The sequence below is a fragment of the Candidatus Obscuribacterales bacterium genome (assembly GCA_019744775.1).
Classification (GTDB): domain Bacteria; phylum Cyanobacteriota; class Vampirovibrionia; order Obscuribacterales; family Obscuribacteraceae; genus SBAT01.
Genome location: JAIETZ010000002.1, coordinates 306,431 through 324,857, shown reverse-complemented (window position 1 = coordinate 324,857; position 18,427 = coordinate 306,431). Strand labels below are relative to the sequence as shown.

Sequence of the window (18,427 nt, the reverse complement as noted above, 5' to 3'; positions counted from 1 at the left end):
TGCAAGAAAGCAATAATGATGGATAGCGGGCGCAAGACAGACTTATTTTTAAAGACAAGGCAATTGTTGACCTTTCGCCTGACCTTTGCCCTGGCTAGTTTTTTCATTGCCTTAACAGGCTCCTGGCTATCTAGAGCGACAAGTGTTGAGACGAGTCAAATAATGGCCATGGTCGTCTTAATGGTCGTGGTCATCTACAGTCTGCTTGGACTGGTTCTTTTAAGACAAGGCACATTTGTTGACGAGCAGTACTTGAATTTTTTGAACGGTGTCTTAATTGCTTTCGACATTGGCGCAATCAGCGGACTGGTGCATTTTACAAAGGGAATTGACTCTGACCTGTACTTTCTCTACTTGCTGCCTATTTTGTTTGCCAGCCATACATTTGGTGCCAAAGGTATTTTTGCCACCACTACTTTTGTTTCGTTGACTTATGCCGGACTTTTAGCTTGGAATAACGCCGGTTTTTTGCCTTACTTCTTTCATGCAGACAAAGACATGGGACTGGTGGCAGCTTACGGACACAGGCTTTCAGTCAGGCTTGTCACACGCACGGCTATTCTCATTTCGGTGGCATTTATCTGGGCCGTTTTCTGTGAGCAAATGTCCAAGTTGGCAGGCGAAGGCGCGCGCAGGTTGTCCGTGCAGTTGGACGAAAACACGCGTCTTGTCAGTGAACTAAAGACAATGCAGTCGCAATTGGTGCACCAGGAAAAAATGGCTTCGCTTGGTCGCATTGTTGCCGGTATCGCTCATGAATTGAATAATCCTGTTAATTTCGTACACGGTAATTTGCCTTACCTGCGCACTTACTTCAGTGAACTTAAGCAATTGATTCAAGCGTGTGACGACGTGCCGGAAAAGTATTCGGAAAAATTGCGGGAGTTAAAGCAAAAATTCAAATACGATTTCATGGTTACCGATCTGGATAATATTTTGGCCGACGTATCGGAGGGCGCTGAGCGGATAAGACACATCACGCGCAATTTGAAGAGTTTCAGTCGCCTTGATGAAGCAGAGTTGAAGGAGGCAAATATCGAGGATGGCATCGAATCGACGCTTAAAATTCTTGGTCAATACTTTGGACGAGACCGCATTCCGGTTGAATGCGAATTCGGCAACCTGCCGCTTGTTCTATGCTATCCGGGACAGCTTAATCAAGTGTGGATGAATCTCTTGTCCAATGCCGGCGAAGCAGTGCAGTCTGCGGATTCACCTAAGGTGAAAATTGGCACGAAATTAGAGGGCAGTTCGGTAGTTGTTACCATTTCCGATAATGGGCCGGGTATCAACGTGAGTGACCAAAGTAAAATTTTTGAGCCGTTCTTTACGACAAAACCAGTAGGACAGGGCACCGGTCTGGGTTTGTCGATTTGCCACTCCATAATTGAGCGACACGGCGGGAAAATCTGGTTTGAATGCAAGCCCAATCAGGGAACAACGTTTATAGTCAAGATTCCTATTCAGGCAAGAGCGATTAAGCGTACATTGGCTTTGCGCGAAAGTCAGGCAAAGGAGAGTTTAAGTGGCCTCTGAGCACAAGATATTAGTGGTTGACGATGAGCCGGCCAATCTGAGGCTTCTGCAGCGAGTATTGGGCGATGACTATCAGACATTTTCGGCAGCCTCAGGAGCCGAGGCTCTGAAAATCCTGCAAGCTGAAGAGGTGAGCCTGATAATTACAGACCAGAGAATGCCTCATATGACAGGCGTTGAGTTACTGGAAAAGTCTCTTGGTATTCGTCCGCACGCTATTAAGATTCTTTTGACAGGTTATACCGATGTGGAGGCTTTGATTGATGCAATCAATCAAGGACACATCTACAAGTACATTCCTAAGCCCTGGGATGCCGATGATTTGCGCCTCACCGTAAAGCGCGCTTTGGAGGCTTATGACTTATCCAGACAGAATGATGTTTTGGTCAAGGATTTAAAAAAGGCGATAACGCAATTGGAAGAAATTTCCATGGGTGTTATTCGTGCTCTTGCCAATGCCTTAGACGCTAAATGCGATTACACATCAGGACATAGTTTAAGAGTGGGACGCTATGCTGCTCTCATCGGTAAAGCTTTGGGACTGAGCACGGAAAAACAAAAGGAGCTGGAAGTAGCCGGCATCCTTCACGACATTGGAAAAATCGGTGTTCCTGAAGCTATTCTCTGGAAGCCGGATAAGCTGACACCGGAAGAACAAAAGATAATGTCTCAGCATCCAGTGCGCAGTGCGCAAATAATTGGTAATTTGCCTGCTTTGCAAAACATTAAAGAACTTGTTTTGCATCATCATGAATATCTCGATGGTTCAGGCTACCCCGATCATTTAGCCGGTGACAATATTCCCTTAGGTGCGCGCATAGTTTTGGTTGCCGATGCTTATGATGCGATGACATCGGATAGACCATATAGAAAAGCAATCGGTCATGAAAAGGCTGGCGTTGAGTTGCGCAAACATGCAGGCAAGCAGTTCGATCAAAAGGTCGTAGAAGCTTTACTTTCCGTTGTCGGCGAGAAAGGCGAGAAAATCAACCACAGCGTTCCGGAGAGCGTCCTTGACTGGAAGATAGAGACAATTGATCCAGAACGCTCTGCAAAACATGCTCGGCCGGAAGCACAACACCAGGTGGAAGGCGATCTTGCCGGCTGGCACGAGAAGGTGCCTCAAGGGGCGCGTGAGAAGAATTCATAAGCGCTACAAAGCATTTATCGTCGGGCAATAATTTTTTCGGATCAGTTACGGCAAACAGTGCCACTGTTTTTTTATTTAGTCCCACTGCCATATGCATTGGTGCAGAATCCACGCACACCAATAAATCCGCCGCTTCAATGAGCGCACCGAGTTCTGCAAGTGATTTGGTCTTGCCATAAGCCATCACTAAATTGTCACTGTCGGTGATACCACGCTCGTTCAATGCTGTGACAATCTGTTCAACCGGTTCTTTGTCATCGGGTCCGCCTGCCAGTATCACTTCAATATTTTTCTTGTTGAGCAAGAGTTCGATGAGATGCGCCCAGTCCTTAGCCGGCCAGGTTTTGAAGATGCCCTTGATGATGGCTAATTTGCTTGTGCCCGGATGAATGACAATTCGTGTAATTGCCTTTTGACTAATTAGACCTTTAATCTGTTTGCGACTTTCGGCGTCTAAGCATATTTGTGGATTGCGGAAATCTTCGTGAATCCCCAGTCCTTTTACAAGATCGTGATACATGCCGGCTGCGTACTGGGCTTTGTTCAATGGGACAGGGTTGGTTAAAAGAAAACGCGAGAGCAAATTGGAATTGTAGCCAATGCGTTTGCCTATGCCGGACAGGAAAAGCAGTACGGAAACTAACGGCGAGGATCCTGATGAAAGTACCAGATCAAAATTACCGTTGCGCATAAGTCCAAGCAATTCCAAAAGGTCTTGAACCATGAGCGGACGCTTTTTTATATCGAAGGTAATTACGTCATCAACAAGGTTGGTTACCTGCCTGATGGAGGCTGAACGTGGCTCCACGAGTAGGGTTATGTGCCATGAAGGAAAATATTTCTTAATGGTTGCCAGGGTCGGCAAGAAAAGAATCTCATCTCCTATCCCGCCGAAGTTGACGGCTAAAAGCCGCTTCCGCTCAGTATTTGGCGCATTCTGCGTAAGAATTTCCATTTCCCTCTGGCTGTTTTCTTTTTGCCGTCTCATTCTCAAGTGAAGAGCTGTTTCATCCGGTCATCAAGAGAATTTCGCCCAAAGCTCGTATAATATCGTAGATTGAGGAGATACTGATTGAGATCTATCAATTGGTCATTTTATTTTGTGGTCGCGGCGATTCTTGGAGTCGTCGCCGGCTATGTTTTGACGCTTTTATTTAGACCGGGGCTTTTGCCGCCTATTCTGCGCTTGGGTGGTCTGGTTGAGCCGACAACCGTGCTTCTTTTAGGCACGGATGTCGTCTATAACAATGAACCAGGTCATATGAAAGCTGATGCGGCTGCCTTCAGTGGGCGCTCAGATACTATCTTGGTTGCGCGCCTGGATCCTATTCGTAATTCCATCACTGTGCTCCAGATACCTCGCGATACGCAAGTGCATATCTCCGGCTACGGCACTCAAAAGGTAAACGCAGCTAATGCCATTGGCGGTCCAATTACTGCTCGTCATGTCGTGTCTGAATTGCTTGGTATTCCTATTGATCACTTTGTTGTTTTGAACGTCCAAGGCTTGGTTAAGGCGGTCGATGAAGTTGGCGGTGTCACCGTGCAAGTTCCTAAGCGCATGCAATATATGGACTGGACAGCTAAGCTGAAAATTGATCTTGAGCCAGGTTGGCATACGCTTACAGGCAATCAAAGCATGGGCTTTGTACGCTATAGGCATGATGCTTTGGGTGATATCGGGCGTGTTCAGCGACAAGAACTCTTCATGCGCGCCGCTATGGATAAAGCTTTGAAGCCGGAGTCGTGGTCTCATTTGCCGAAGCTCCTGGAGATGTCCAGGCAATATGTCTACACGGATATGAACGAGGGTGACTTGCTTCGTCTGGCCAATTTTGTGCGTGTGGTGCCCAGAAAGAATCAACAGTTAGTTATGTTGCCGGGTAATTTTTCCGGAACAGGTGATTGGGTTTCCGATGAATCGGACATACGACAAGTGGTGGCACGTCTATTGGGTCAAGATTGGCAAAAGCCGATATCTGCAGATGTGCGCTTGGCAGTTGAAAACAATAGCCACTATCAAGGACTGGGAAGGCGAGTCGCGCGCATGATGCGAGCTAAGGGATATAACGTCGTTGTTATTAAAGATTCGCCGGATCGGGAAATGATGTTGCGCGGTCAAAGCACTGGTGCTGGTCTATCGGATAGAACAAGAATCATCGCTCAAAGGGCCAATCCCCAAGAAGCTGAATTGGTAAAAACAGATCTTAAAGGTAATGGTGAAGTAGTAACTGCATCGATTGGCGACATCTTGAGTTCAGTGACGATTGTTGCCGGCGATGATCTGGAACCTATAGCCGATTCCGAAACTGCTGCTGACAGATAATCTAATTGTTTAGACAATGTTATGTTTTATATAAGACAGAGACGTTGCACATAAGATGGCATGAGGTAAAGTATTAGGCTTGTGCGCAGGCACGTCAGCTGGCAATGAAGGGGACGACATAGATGATCCATTATGTATATGCGACTCGCGGCGGCTACTTATATTTGTTGGGTAAACACGCTAATAAACCCAAATTGGAAAGCGCCGATGAGTTCGTTTTGTCAGTCCCTGATAAGACGCCGCAAGCGCAAATAGATACATTGGCTCATCGTCGTTTCATGGAGCACCTGCGCAAACCGCGCAAAGTAGTGCATGACCGCCACCGTAAAGGTGCCGCCGAGCGCGAACTCGCCGCCGTTTAATAAATCGATTCAGGCACATTTTCGCCGTTTTCAGGGGGATTCTCACCATTAGGTGGGAGTTTCGAAGTTGGATTTGTCCCTCTAAAAGGTGAATTTAGGAACTTTGCCGTTTAATCCGTTATTTTGAAAGTTGACCCGGGCAATATCCCTTTGAGGTCAAGTTGGGACCGTGGTTTTACAAAGATGCTTATGAATCCGAAAAATTATCGGAGACTGAGGCTTACTTGTTCTGCCATGTGTAATTGCTTTGTTTCACAAAGGGTTGTAAGTAGAAAGAATTTTCGAATTCTGCATTATATTTAAAGGGCTACTAAATTTTTTGTTTACGATTGGGTTATTGGCGAGAAAGGAATTAAAACAATGAAGGCAACACTAAAGCGTTATCGCAAGAATGAAGGTTTCACATTGGTGGAACTATTGGTCGTGGTTATTATTATTGGTATTTTGGCAGCTACTGCTTTGCCGAACTTCTTCAATGCCACAGTTAAGGCTAAAGAAGCTGGTGTGAAGGGTAATGCCCGTACAGCACAAATCGCAGCTGAACAGTATGCAACAGACAACAATGGTGCCTATCCGACAGCAGTTGATCAATTGCAAGCCTACTACCCAGGTGGTACAGGACCAGCTGGTGGCGCAGGTACAGCACCGAAAAACCCATTCACAGGCGTAGCAGGCTTCCCAACAGGTGGAGCAGCCGGTTCGCAGGGTGAAATTGGTTACGAAGCAGGTGTTCCAGTTGCTGGTGCTTACACCGTAACGGGATATGGAGACACCGGTATAATCATCACCTTGACTCCGTAATTCAAATCTATATTTCAACAATATGGGCAAATGAGGATCAGCAAATGCTGATCCTTGTTTTTTGTTGGGGGCGATATTAGGCTTGTAATATGTCGAAGAAGTTGGACATTTTATGTATGGTTGGCATTCTCATTGCTGCGGCGACGACCGTTCATTATTGTCAAGTCAAAGTAGATGCCGGCGTAAGCAAAATACCTTCCAAAAGCTCCGGCGAGATTTTGCCTAGACCGCAAGTTTTGCATCTGGTATCGTTTGGCTATGACCAGATATTAGCTGATATCTACTGGCTCAATTTCATTCAGTATTTCGGTGATACCAACAGTCGCTTGGCTGATCATTATGCTAGATGCTATGACTATTTGAGTCTGGTTACCGCCTTAGACCCGCATTTTATACAAGCCTATTGGTTTGCTGCCTTTGCTGTAGGCGCCGAACAAGCAAGACCGGATTTGGCCGACAAAATTATTTCGCGTGGAATTTCAGAAAATCAAAATGACTGGAACCTGCCTTATATCGCCGGAGTAAATGCCTTCATTAACTGCAAGGACGATAAGAAGGCGGCCAAATACTATAGAATGGCCGCGAAATTTCCTGAAGCACCGCCTTGGTTAGCCAAGCAAGCCCAAATATTAGACACAAGCTTGCCGCGTATATTTAAGGAAATTCGTACTTGGGAGACGATCTATGAATCCAATCCCAGCGGATTAGTCAAAAGTACGGCGCGCAACAAACTAATTGGGCTCTGGAGATTTGTTTATAGGCACACACCCGATGCCCATTCCGAACAGGAAGTTGCAAAACAACTGAAGAAATTAGGCGCCAAACCGTGATTCAATGAGTGTAGTGTCCAGTGGCTATGGAGAAGAATAGCAGTGCAGTTCGGTAACTTTCGTCTATCAATAATTAGAGAATGCAATTTCAAATTGGACGGCGGTGCGATGTTTGGCGTTGTACCGAAGACTTTGTGGTCCAAAGTATCTCCTTCCGATGAGCTAAACCGTATCCCCCTTTCTTGCAATCTATTGCTTATTGATACAGGAAGTAAAAAGGTTCTAGTGGAAACCGGTATGGGCACTCGTTGGGATAAAAAAGAAGCAGACCGCTATGAAGTAGAGACACTTGTATCACCGGAAAATGTTCTTGCGCCCCTGGGGCTGACAAATGCCGATGTGGATGCGGTCATTATTTCGCATTTGCATTTTGACCATGCCGGTGGAGCGTGCAGACTTGTTGACGGCAAATTAGTGCCGACATTTCCAAACGCAATATACTATGTGCAAAAAGGCGAATTTGACTTGGCGCATAATGTTAATGCGCGCGGTATCGGCAGTTATAGAAAAGACGACTTCATGCCTTTGGTTGAGCATGGTGTGATGACCATTATTGATGGTGACACCGAAATTGTGCCTGGAGTTTTTGCCAAGGTGACAGGCGGACATACAAGCCATCACCAGGTTATTTATTTTGAATCGGCAGGGAAAAAAGGCGTCTACTTTGCCGATATAATTCCAACCAAGAGTCACATAAGCCCACCCTGGGTAATGGGCTATGATCATTTCCCTCTGGAAAGTTGCGATGTTAAATCCAACTGGCTGACTAAAGCCGCGAAAGAAAATTGGCTGGTTGTCTTTGATCACGAAACGGGCGTGCCGTGGGGACACGTTAGTCTGGATGAAAAAGGCAAGTTTGATTTTCAGGCTTTGCCGGCAGCAACTTTGGGTTCAGACGCTGTTTTTTCTTCGTGATATTCGGCTTCCGTATTCACTTCCCAAATATTGTCCTTGGTAGTGACACCGGAGACAATATTTTCCACGGCTGCTAAAGCTGTCAACATTGAGTGATCCTGATTGTTGTAGCGGTGCATGCCGTTGCGCCCAATCAGGAAAAGGTTCTTGAAACTATCTAGGTAATTGCGCAATTCATCAAAGCGATCGTAAGTGCCAAAGTATGCCGGATAAGCTTTTTTTGCATGGATTACCGTGTAATCTAAAACGCCTGCTTTGTCGATGATGCCAATCTTGTCCAACTCATCTATGGCAAACAATTCCATCTCTTTGTCGGATTTGTTCCACAGCTCATCGCCTTCCGTGCAGAAGTACTCTAGTCCAAGCCAGACTTTGCTTGGATCAGAGACAAGGTAAGGAGACCAATTGTTGAACAATTGCAGACGTCCGAGCGCCACATCCGGCTCTTGAATATAAATCCAGTTGTCCTTAATTAGCTGTCCGGATTGCGGATGTCCTTCTGATACTTTGAGCTTGTCTATTAAAAGTCCAACCGTGATGAAGTCTCGGTAGATAAGACCGTTGGCAATTTCCATAACGGCAGCCGGTGGTTTTGGTGTCATGGCTTGCATGAGATCTCTAACCGGCATAGAGGAGATGAAGTAGTCACTCTTAATCGTTTCGGTTTGTCCTGTTTGCATGTCCTTCACGACAACGGCTTCTACTTTATTGTTGGCCGTAATTACTTCTTGAACTTCTTTGTGGAGGGTGACAGATCCGCCCTCCTCATTTACCTTGTCCGTCACATATTCCCAGAGTTGTCCCGGGCCATGCTTTGGATAGAGGAATCTTTCAATTAGGGAAACTTCGGTGCCTTTTTGTTTGACGTCTTTTGTTTGAACAAATATTTTGCCGAGCGCATGCTTAATGAGTTTTGTGACATCAAGTCCTTTTACACGCTGCGCTCCCCAGGAAGCGTCAATGACAGAACAAGGCACGCCCCAGACCTTTTCCGTATAAGACTGGAAAAATGTTTTGTAGAGATGTTTGCCAAAACGGTTTGTAAAAAAATCTTCCAGCGATTTTTCCGGGCGCACAGGACTTACTTGGCTTTTGATAAAGCTGAATCCGGTAAGTATTGTATTGATCAATCCCATTTTCATAAGCGTGTCTACGCTCAAACTAATTGGATAATCAAAGAATTGTCGTCGGAAATAAATACGAGAGCGCCTGTTTCTCACAAGCATAATGTTGTCTTGCGCATCAGGTGTCGGACCGGTTGTGTAGCCTTCCACCGCGCGTGATTTTCCTTGATACGTAACTATTTGTTGTCCGTCATGTCTTGCTTCAATTGGCAGAATATTTGTCCACCAGTCCATTACCCAGTCTGACTTGGAAAAGAATCGATGGCCGCCAAGGTCAATGCGGTTGCCCTTATAGTTGACCGTGCGAGCTAGTCCGCCGACCTGATCACTTGCTTCCAAAACTACCGGTTTGATTTTGCTGCGCTGAAGGAGCTCATATGCTGCTGTCAGTCCAGCTGGTCCTGCGCCTATGATTACTGCCTTTTGATCTTCTTTGTTTGCCATTTTGGTCACTCGGTGATTTTGAATTTTTTCTTGGGTTGAAAGTGTAAACTAGGGTGGATTCTTACAGTCAGCTTATTTTTGACCGGTAACAACGTGTCCAGATACCACTTTACAAGCGTATTTGCAGCGGGGCTATTAGCGACGCTGATCATCTTCTATTTTCCATGGTTATGCGGCGCGCAGTCCTTCTATGTGACAGATATTACAAATCACTTTGAGCCGACCATGCGAATTTTGTCTGAATATTGGAGGAATGGTCAGTTTCAGCTTTGGAATCCTTATGCACATTGCGGAGAGCCTCAGATAGCTATTCCGCAGCCGAATCTGTTTTACGCGCCTAACTGGATTTTTGCCTGGCTGCCTTTCAGTCCGGCTCTGGCGGCGAACCTAATAACTCACCAGTTTCTTGCTGGTATGGGCAATTTCCTACTTGTGGCAAGTCTTGGTTGGGGCTTCCTGCCTGCCGCAACAGCCGGTGTCATAGCGGCGTTATCAGCGTACATGTTTTCTCTTTCGACTAATTACACACTGATGGCTAGTGCGGCTTGGTTGCCGTTAACTATCTGGTCTATTCGTTCGATGAAAACACAGGTTAAGAATTACATCTATATGGTGATTGCCACCCTATCGATGGCTATGATGATCTTGACTGGTCGTCCGGAAATTTTTGCACCGGCCTTTGTTCTCATTGCCGGCTATATTGGACTCTCTTATCTAAGAGATTTAAAAAGCTATACTGCCAATCTTTGTAATTCCGTATGGCAAGTGGTGGCAATTGCCTTGGCGGTGCTACTAGCCTTGCCCTTCATTCTGCCTACCCTCGAATGGCAGGCGCTGTCTCCCCGTGCGCACGGACTTGTGGCAAAGGAAGTGCTTGTCTGGTCGGCTAACTGGTATGACTTCTTGAGCATTCTTTTGCCTCAGCCTCTAGGCGACCTTTTAGTTCATCCGGATAAATTTCTCAATATTGCCGCTGCCAGACCCGGGTATCCACCGTACTTACTTGCTTTTGTCGGACCGGCAGTATTTGCTCTAGCTCTTATTGGCATATTCGATATGAGTTTTTCTGCCGGCATAGTGATGTCTCTCTTGATGATTGCTTTCGTTGTTTTTGCCGCAGGAGATAATTTGCCTGTTGCCCCATATTTTCTTTCGCAATTCCCCAAACTGGCGATACTTAGGTATCCGGTTAAATTGCTCTTTTTTCCTGTTTGGTTCATATCCATATTTGCTGCCCGCGGATTCTATTTGGTTATGCAAAACAGGGTAGGCAAGCGTTGTCTAGCCTTAAATTCGGGATTGTGGCTGGTTCTTGCTTTGATTGGTCTTGGACTTCCTCTATATCAAAACAGCGTGGGAATTGCGCTGGCGCAATCCGGGTCAGCTGCCTATTTCAAAGCCGGTCAGTTGATAGGACATTCTTTGGCTTTGATGGCTGCATTTGCCATGGTTGTATTGATGATGGTGCACCTTAAGCAGAAAGAAAAGATTTCCCAGAAGCTTTTTTCTGTAATTGTGCTTGGCAGTATTTACTGCCTGCTTCTTATTCACGCCTATTCTTATACCTATCATTTTGCTCAAAAGGATTTCTTTGATGACAAACCAACTTATCTAGAGAGGAAATTGGCATCTCTCCATGAAGACGTAAGCAAGCTGACCGATGGTCAATTGCGTTTTGTCACACTTTATTTTTCCGGATTGTTGATGCCTAATAAATTGCTTGCCGGCGGTGATCCTTTTTGGCCGGCAAGCTATTATCAATACGGGCGGCAAATTCTGACGCCGAGCACTCACTTTGATAGGAAGTTTTGTTCCTCCTTCGGTTATGAAGGTGCAGAAACTGCCGACTACAGAAAACTCTTCGTCGAATCATTCAATAAGTCTCACTTGGCTGCCGGCGTTAATGCCCAAGGTGATGTTGATAAACCCTTTTATCGCTTTTGCCAGATAACATCCACCAAGTATGTTTTTGGCATGATTGATCGTCTAGTTCATGGACAATTTGTGGAAAGCGCAAAATTGGACCCGCGGTATTTCCAGTTATTGGATGAAGATAGGACATGGAATATTCGCACCTATAAAGTAACAGACCCGTTGCCGCGGGTCTATATGTCCTACAACTGGAAGAAGCTTGATGCAAATAACCAGGTATATGCATTTGTCAATTCTGATGTTGAAGACATTGATCCCGAATCCATCACTCTGGTAAATAGTGATAGTCCAATGCCTCATACAGGAGGTTTGGGCGCCTGGCAGTGCGAATTCATAGAAAACTCGGCTTGTGTTGTCCGCATAAAAATCACAACCAGCAAGCCGGGACTGCTTGTCTTAACAGATCACAATTACCCTGGCTGGAATGCACTTGTCGATGGCAAAGGGGCAAGCATTGTGCTAGTGAATGGCGTGCTGCGCGGAATCTTTCTTAATGCCGGCGAACATATAATCGACTTTCGCTATAGCCCGCAAACTCTTTTGTACGGTTGTTTCCTGTCGGCAATTGCTGCATTGGCTTTGCTTGGCAGTATTGTCTATCTGTTTTTTACAAGGCGAGCATGAAGAATCGATTTACCGCAACAGTTTTTTTTGGTGCCATCCTGGCTTTAGTGTTAGTGATTTACTATCTACCATGGCTGACAGGACAAGCTTCTTTTTACTTGTTCGATATAACCAATATCTACGAGCCGACTTTGAAAATTCTTGCTGAGAATTGGCGACAGGGGCAGTTTATGCTCTGGAATCCGTATTCATACTGTGGAATGCCGCAGATTGCTGTTACTGAACCGGGATTGTTTTATCCCCCTAATTGGATGTTCGCTTTCCTTTCATTTAATCAGGGGCTTGCATTTAGTCTCATTTTTCATCAATTGTTGGCCGGCGTCGGGAGTTTTCTCCTTGTTGCTGGTTTTGGCTGGGGCATATTGCCTGCTTGTTTTGCCGGGTTAACTGCCGGTCTGTGCGGATATATGTTTTCCTTGCAGACTAATTACACATTAATGGCTGCTGCGGCCTGGATTCCTCTGCTTCTTTTTTCTCTGCGCTGCGTAGAAACTCAAGTCGGCATTTTAAGAGTGATTGCTCTGGCGGCGGTTTCTTTTTCTACTTCGCTCATGATTCTTACAGGCCGTCCGGAAATCTTTGGCCCAGCATTAATACTTATTGGTATGTATGTAGTTTTCTCCTTTGCTATTAAATTGTCTCCACAGCAAAGCAAGACACGTATTTTTGTAGATGCGTTCTTGCAAGTAGCTTCTATGGCAATAGGTGTTTTAATGGCGGCACCAGGCATCTTGCCGGCCGTTGAGTGGTTGCCCTTGTCGCCACGTGCTGAAGGGCTTGTGCCTGCCGATACATTGTTCTGGTCAGCCAATTGGTACGATTTTTTATGCTTGGTTTTGCCACAACCTTTAGGGGATTTGTACTTGCGTACAAATCCATTTGCCAACCTGGCTCTGGCTAATCCTGGATTAGAACCTTATTTTGCTTCCGCCTTTATAGGACCTATCGTTATCACCCTTGCTCTTGTAGGCATGTGCGACAGACAATTTAGACCACGTTGGTATTTGCTTTGCCTCTTAGTAAGTTTCCTGATATTTGCTGCCGGTCGATTTACTCCTTTGGGTGAATTTCTGCTGTATGCCGTTCCGGGAGTTGGCGTGCTTAGATATCCGGTAAAACTTTTGTTCTTTCCGGTTTTCTGCTTGATTCTCTTTGCTGTGCGTGGGCTGTTCGTTGTTTTTCAAGGGGCCGTACCCAAATCAGTTCAGATAACAAGCGTTCTTATGTGGGCAATTCTATTAATAACCGGACTACTTCTTGTGTTTGTACAAGTGCCGCTCATTGCAGATATGTTGCCCAATGCCGTTACTTTTCTTCGCCTGAAATTTGCCCTACAACTTATTCTGGATGCACAGCAACTGATTGGTAAGGCTTTTTTGACCATGGCTGCCGTAGGATTAACTACTTGCTTCATTTGTTGGTTGAAGCAAGTTAACAAAATAGGTGCCGGCATATTTTCTGCAGCCGTCCTGGTATCCACGTGTGCTTTGTTTTTGTATCACGCGTTTGCTTTTGCTTATCATCCTGCAAATCCCGATTATTTTGAGCAAAAGTGCTATTTGGAAAGACAATTGAAAGCACAGGGAAGAGATCTTTCCAAATTGGAGAATTTAAATGGCGAGAGATTCATAACAATGTACATCGCTGGTCTTTTGCAACCTAATGGACTGGAGACGGGTGATGCCGTGCAAAAAACAATCGCTCACTATCAAGCAAACCGCCAAGTTTTGTATATGAGTTCATATTTTCACCAGCACTATGCATCTTCATGGGGTTACCTTCTGGCTGAAACCAACGATTATCGTAATCTCTATGTCGATACGATTAACAAGTCACACGTAAGCGGCAAGAAACTCATTAGCAAAGATGGCATCTCTATGAAAACTGATTTGCCTTTTTATCGATTCTGCCAAATAACATCAACTGCATATGCTCTTGGTCTTATAGATAAATTTACCTTCGGCAAGTTTTCCAAAACAGGTTTGCTCGATCCGAACTATTTTGAGTTGCTGGTGGAAGATCCGTCATGGAATGAAAGAGTTTATAGAGTCAAAGATCCTATGCCCCGCGCCTACTTAAGTTATAGGTGGCAGTGGTTAAATTCTCAGGACCAAGCTCTGAAGACTATTACAAATGCTGAGACAACACTCTTTGATCCCGCAAAAGAAACGTTGCTGGAAAAGCATAACAGCGAGTCGATGCCCTTGCCTTCCAGTAAAAAGCTTCCAAAGCAAGACATTAAGTGGCTGGACAACTCAGCTAATCGAGTTCAATTGGAAGTCAGCTCGTCAAGTCCCGGACTGCTTGTCTTAACCGATCATTTTTATCCCGGCTGGATAGCAAAGGTGGATTCGAAGCAAATCCCCATCTTTCGTGCCAACGGCTTGCTTAGAGGTGTCTTTGTGCCGGAAGGCAAGCACGCAGTCGAGTTTCTCTATGAGCCGACAAGTTTAAAAACAGCGCTTGCCATTGCATTTGTCGGTTTGCTTGTCTTGATAGTTATTGCTTTTGCCGCGGTTCTGTTTGATAAATGCTTTAAAGAATAGAGTCACGCACAAAGCGGTTCACTTTGTAGGCTCAATCTTCCATAAATGCCCAGCCGGATCTTGAGGTGTCAAATTTCCAATTAACTTTAGATCAAGCAGAAGTTTAGGTGTCGGGTTTAGCAAGAAAATGTCGCCGGCGGTTTTGGCTGCAGCGGAAAACTGTTTCAGTGGCTGAACAGATAAAAGGGTAATTGGTATTTCCGGTTTCAAAAGATGGCTCATAACGAGCATTGTGCCGACACCAGCAGCTGAATATAAATAGGCGTTTTCGGTGTTGTTGATTGTCTCTGCAATAGGAATTAGGTAGTTGCTGTGTTCTTTGTTCCACCAGGTCTTTTCGTGGAGCATCAACCAGTCGGATCGGCCGGCAACAAAAAGGAATATAGATAAGAGCACAATGCCGATGGCATTCAATAGGCGTTTTGACGAAAGCAAAGTGGCAATTAAGTAGGCTAGAGAAAGCAACAAGCTTAGATAAAGTGGGAAGAGGTAACGCGGAATAAAAGATCGCATTCCGCCTAAGAAAAGATCAGGTGCTAAAAGGGATAAGGTTGGAATTAATCCCAGGCAGGCAATGAATAAAAATGGTTTGCCTTGCTTTGAATACAAGAACGCTGCAATCGCAAATAATTGCAGCAGTGGAATAGCGATGGCTAACATGGCAAAGTATTCAGTTGTCGGTAGATCAATGAAAGGATAACTAAGATCAAATAGCCAGTCAGCCTGATTGTCTGTCGAGGCGGTGGTCCAGTTTGTACGAGCTTTGATGGTTTCCATATGCGTGATCATGACGTAAATCCAGGGACTGAAAATTGTTAGAGCGGTCGCGCCGGACATTGCCAGCGGCGGCAAGTTTTCATAACTGTTGTCTTTCAAAGCCAGAATGATTACGTAAAGCGCATGTGCCGACAAAACAAAAATGGATAGGGGATGAATCCAGAGGGCGATGCCGCTAACAAGCGCATACATAAGCCACCATTTTGTGCCCAGTTTCATTGCTTTCAGGCAACAAATACTCATGGCAAGAATAGCCAAGCACCAGAGGCTATATGGACGTGCTTCCTGCGCATACAAAACTTGAATTGGTGACAAAGCCATAAGGATCGTGGCAACAGCCGCTACTCGTTTATTGCTAAAAATCTCGATTGCCGCAAGCCAAGCAAGAGGCAGGCAGAGTAAGCTAAAAACGGCAGATAATCCTCTGATAACCGCTAAGCTGTCACCAAAGAAACTGCACCAAGATCTCTCAAGTAAGTAATAGAGCGGAGGAATATGTGGATCTCCGACTGCCGCTGTGTATATTGTGTTACCGGCATGTCGGTCTTTGTTTAACTGCTGAAACTTAAGCAGATCGCCAACTCTTGAGATGTGTCCGTTTTTTGCTTCAGTCAGAATTTCTTCAACGGTGAAACCGGAAATCCTCAAAAGCGTATAGGATTCGTCCAGCCAGCAAATTTTGCTGTCCAAGTTATAGGTTCGAAAAAAGCCACCAGCCAGGGTGACTAATATCGCCAGCAAAAATAGCCATTTATCGAATCTTGCCAATTGTTGTTAATGCTGCCGGTAGATGTTGATAAATTGATACCGTCACAATTATAACGATTCAATAGCATAATAAATCAATTGCATAATAGGCTCAGCCTTTGTAAAGTAGTGATGGTCAATTCAGGTGGATGCTTATGGACTCGGCACAAATATCTAAGGTGTCTGCTTTAGTACTAACGGTGCAGATTCATTCAGGAGACACAGATAAGTTAACTGCGTGGCTCGTCAAAATGATGATGGGGGCAGCGAAATATCCCGGTTTTCTAAGTGCTGAAATTATTCCGTCTATTTCCGAAAATGATCCGCAGTGGTTTTTGGTGGAATGGTTTCGCACCAATGAGGACTTGTTCAACTGGCAAGCATCTTCCGATAGAGTTCAACTGAAAGAAGAGTTGTCCACTTTGTTTGCCGAAGGAAGTCTCACCCTAAAAGAAGAAATTACCGAGCAAGCAGGTACCAGAGGCAGTGTAGCAACAGCGATTATCACTGCTATAAAGCCGGGCAAGGAAAAAGAATATCAAGAATGGGCCTCGCGAATAAAAATTGCTCAGTCTAAATTCCCCGGCTATCGCGGCACTTATTTTCAGCCTCCGATGGACAATCGTATAGACAATTGGACGACACTTCTGCGTTTCGATACACCCGCCAATCTCGATAATTGGTTCAATTCAAAAGAGCGCAATGAATTGGTTTTAGAAGGGCAGCAGTACGTTAAGTCAACGGACTATCATGCGCTGCCTGTGTCGTCATTTCCCGGTTGGTTTCCTGTCGACAAGAAGGGCAGACCGCCGGCTCGCTGGAAAACAGCAATGCTTGTTCTTTTATGTTTATATCCGATGGCTGTTTTGCAATTTAAATATGTCAGGCCATTGCTGGAGGCATTGCCTTCCGAGATTGTCACTTTTTTAAGTAATCTCGCAAGCGTAATGATTATGTCCTGGTTCCTCATGCCGTTTGCGGTAAAACAATTCGACAAGTGGTTGTATCCATCTGAGACTGGTGTATCAGCCAACGCAAAAGGATTTGCGATAATTTTAGCCTTGTATACAATAGAAATAGCGCTTTTGTTGGTCTTGGTTCATTGAGAACGGACTTATCGCTGATTGTACGTATTGTGCAATTGCCCACAGGCTGCGTCAATGTCTGTGCCGCGCTCTAAGCGGATGGTCACAGTCTTACCTGTCGATTCAGCTAAATGCTTGAAACGTTGTTGCGCTCTTATTGATGGGCGCTGATAAGGGGTTACGCCATCAGGTGTTTCTGTTGGATTGTACGGGATGAGATTGATCATGCAAGGCACATTGCGTACTAGTTGCGCTAATTCTCGTCCTTGCTCATCAGTGTCGTTAACTCCGGCAAGAAGCACATACTCGATAGTTACGCGTCTTTTAGTTGCCTCTGCATAATCAGCAAGTGCTTGCATTAACTTAGGCAGTGGGTATTTTTTGCTTATTGGCACAATTTCTTCACGAGTTTTTCTATCCGGTGTGTGCAGTGAAAGAGCAAGCACAATGGGCAATCCTTCTTCAGCCAGGCGATTGATGCCCGGGATAATTCCTGATGTGGAAACTGTCAGATGGCGGCAGCCTATACCCACTGATTGAGAAATTGTATGAATGGAAGTGATTACTTCCTCGACATTTAAAAGAGGTTCGCCCTGCCCCATGTAAACAACATTGCTTACGCGTTTGCCTGATTCTCTCTGAATGCACATTATTTGATCGACGATTTCTTGCGAAGTCAAATTACGCGTAAAGCCTAGGAATCCGGTGGCGCAAAATGTGCAACCAACGGCGCAGCCGACTTGTGTGGACACGCAAGCGGACAAACTTTCTCTATCGTTGAATGACATAAGTACTGATTCGACGAACTTGCCGTCGGGCAATTCAAACAAATATTTGCGCGTGCCGTCTTTGCTTACCTGCATGTGCGCAAGTTTGAGCAGGGAAATTTGCGCAACTTCTTCAAGTTTGACACGCAAGTCGGCAGGCAGGTCGGTCATTTCTTCAAAAGATTTTGCCCACTTGGCATAAATCCAGCTATGGAGCTGTTTGGCGCGATAGGCGGGCAAGCCAAGTTCGAGGACGAACTCGGTCAGCTCCGGAAGCGACTTGCCAGACAACGGGGTTTTCATGCGCCCATGATATCAAGAATTGTCGGCAAACACCTGAAAACCACACCCAGCGGGCGGAAATCTGGCTACCTACCATGTTAAAATTATAGGTCAAATATATGTATATCTAAATCTTGCGGGGGCAGCTGTCATAGTCTTGCCTCCTTGGGGGAAGTAAA

Annotated in this window: 13 protein-coding genes; 10 read left to right on the top strand and 3 right to left on the bottom strand. The window is 45.4% G+C overall.

Going from position 1 to position 18,427, the window contains the following annotated elements; all coding sequences use genetic code 11:
- Positions 1 to 15: 15 nt before the first annotated feature.
- The 7 genes from K2Y22_04845 (at position 16) to K2Y22_04815 (ending at position 7,920) form a co-directional block, all read left to right on the top strand.
- Entirely contained in the window at positions 16 to 1,536 is a 1,521-nt protein-coding gene (locus K2Y22_04845; GenBank protein ID MBX9877765.1) for a HAMP domain-containing histidine kinase, read from the top strand.
- Positions 1,526 to 2,686: an HD domain-containing protein gene (locus tag K2Y22_04840; protein MBX9877764.1), complete on the top strand. Its 1,161-nt coding sequence runs from the start codon at positions 1,526 to 1,528 to the stop codon at positions 2,684 to 2,686. The genes K2Y22_04845 and K2Y22_04840 overlap by 11 nt, the downstream gene beginning before the upstream one ends.
- A 1,072-nt stretch (positions 2,687 to 3,758) precedes the next feature.
- Entirely contained in the window at positions 3,759 to 5,012 is a 1,254-nt protein-coding gene (locus tag K2Y22_04835) for an LCP family protein (protein MBX9877763.1), read from the top strand.
- Between the two features lie 122 nt (positions 5,013 to 5,134).
- A complete protein-coding gene (locus K2Y22_04830) occupies positions 5,135 to 5,374 on the top strand; it encodes a hypothetical protein (protein MBX9877762.1) in 240 nt (79 codons plus the stop codon).
- Positions 5,375 to 5,734: 360 nt separating this feature from the next.
- A complete protein-coding gene (locus tag K2Y22_04825; protein MBX9877761.1) occupies positions 5,735 to 6,175 on the top strand; it encodes a type II secretion system GspH family protein in 441 nt (146 codons plus the stop codon).
- An 89-nt stretch (positions 6,176 to 6,264) separates the two neighbouring features.
- Positions 6,265 to 7,005 (top strand): hypothetical protein, encoded by a 741-nt coding sequence (locus K2Y22_04820; GenBank protein ID MBX9877760.1) that lies wholly within the window; start codon positions 6,265 to 6,267, stop codon positions 7,003 to 7,005.
- 42 nt (positions 7,006 to 7,047) lie between these two features.
- Complete coding sequence (locus K2Y22_04815; protein ID MBX9877759.1) at positions 7,048 to 7,920, top strand: MBL fold metallo-hydrolase; 873 nt, start codon at positions 7,048 to 7,050, stop codon at positions 7,918 to 7,920.
- Here the strand turns inward: K2Y22_04815 and K2Y22_04810 are convergent.
- Entirely contained in the window at positions 7,869 to 9,488 is a 1,620-nt protein-coding gene (locus K2Y22_04810) for an NAD(P)/FAD-dependent oxidoreductase (GenBank protein MBX9877758.1), read from the bottom strand. The two genes, K2Y22_04815 and K2Y22_04810, sit on opposite strands and share 52 nt — an antisense overlap.
- Positions 9,489 to 9,581: 93 nt before the next feature.
- Between K2Y22_04810 and K2Y22_04805 the strand changes: the two genes are divergently transcribed.
- On the top strand, positions 9,582 to 12,044 hold the full coding sequence (locus K2Y22_04805) for a YfhO family protein (protein MBX9877757.1): 2,463 nt from the start codon (positions 9,582 to 9,584) through the stop codon (positions 12,042 to 12,044).
- Positions 12,041 to 14,590 (top strand): YfhO family protein, encoded by a 2,550-nt coding sequence (locus K2Y22_04800; protein ID MBX9877756.1) that lies wholly within the window; start codon positions 12,041 to 12,043, stop codon positions 14,588 to 14,590. Before K2Y22_04805 ends, K2Y22_04800 begins: the two co-directional genes overlap by 4 nt.
- Positions 14,591 to 14,608: 18 nt before the next feature.
- On the opposite strand, the gene K2Y22_04795 is transcribed toward K2Y22_04800, so the two are convergent.
- Complete coding sequence (locus K2Y22_04795; GenBank protein ID MBX9877755.1) at positions 14,609 to 16,135, bottom strand: glycosyltransferase family 39 protein; 1,527 nt, start codon at positions 16,133 to 16,135, stop codon at positions 14,609 to 14,611.
- 134 nt (positions 16,136 to 16,269) lie between these two features.
- On the opposite strand from K2Y22_04795, the gene K2Y22_04790 reads away from it, so the two are divergent.
- Complete coding sequence (locus tag K2Y22_04790; protein MBX9877754.1) at positions 16,270 to 17,220, top strand: antibiotic biosynthesis monooxygenase; 951 nt, start codon at positions 16,270 to 16,272, stop codon at positions 17,218 to 17,220.
- A gap of 8 nt (positions 17,221 to 17,228) precedes the next feature.
- On the opposite strand, the gene rlmN is transcribed toward K2Y22_04790, so the two are convergent.
- Positions 17,229 to 18,257 (bottom strand): 23S rRNA (adenine(2503)-C(2))-methyltransferase RlmN, encoded by a 1,029-nt coding sequence (gene rlmN / locus K2Y22_04785; GenBank protein MBX9877753.1) that lies wholly within the window; start codon positions 18,255 to 18,257, stop codon positions 17,229 to 17,231.
- Positions 18,258 to 18,427: the final 170 nt, after the last annotated feature.

What these genes read in the sequence shown, in the direction of transcription:
- K2Y22_04845 (MBX9877765.1), top strand. Translation starts at nt 16, where the DNA reads ATGATGGATAGCGGGCGCAAGACAGACTTATTTTTAAAGACAAGGCAA.
- K2Y22_04830 (MBX9877762.1), top strand. Translation starts at nt 5,135, where the DNA reads ATGATCCATTATGTATATGCGACTCGCGGCGGCTACTTATATTTGTTG.
- K2Y22_04825 (MBX9877761.1), top strand. Translation starts at nt 5,735, where the DNA reads ATGAAGGCAACACTAAAGCGTTATCGCAAGAATGAAGGTTTCACATTG.
- K2Y22_04820 (MBX9877760.1), top strand. Translation starts at nt 6,265, where the DNA reads ATGTCGAAGAAGTTGGACATTTTATGTATGGTTGGCATTCTCATTGCT.
- K2Y22_04810 (MBX9877758.1), bottom strand. Translation starts at nt 9,488, where the DNA reads ATGGCAAACAAAGAAGATCAAAAGGCAGTAATCATAGGCGCAGGACCA.
- K2Y22_04800 (MBX9877756.1), top strand. Translation starts at nt 12,041, where the DNA reads ATGAAGAATCGATTTACCGCAACAGTTTTTTTTGGTGCCATCCTGGCT.
- K2Y22_04790 (MBX9877754.1), top strand. Translation starts at nt 16,270, where the DNA reads ATGGACTCGGCACAAATATCTAAGGTGTCTGCTTTAGTACTAACGGTG.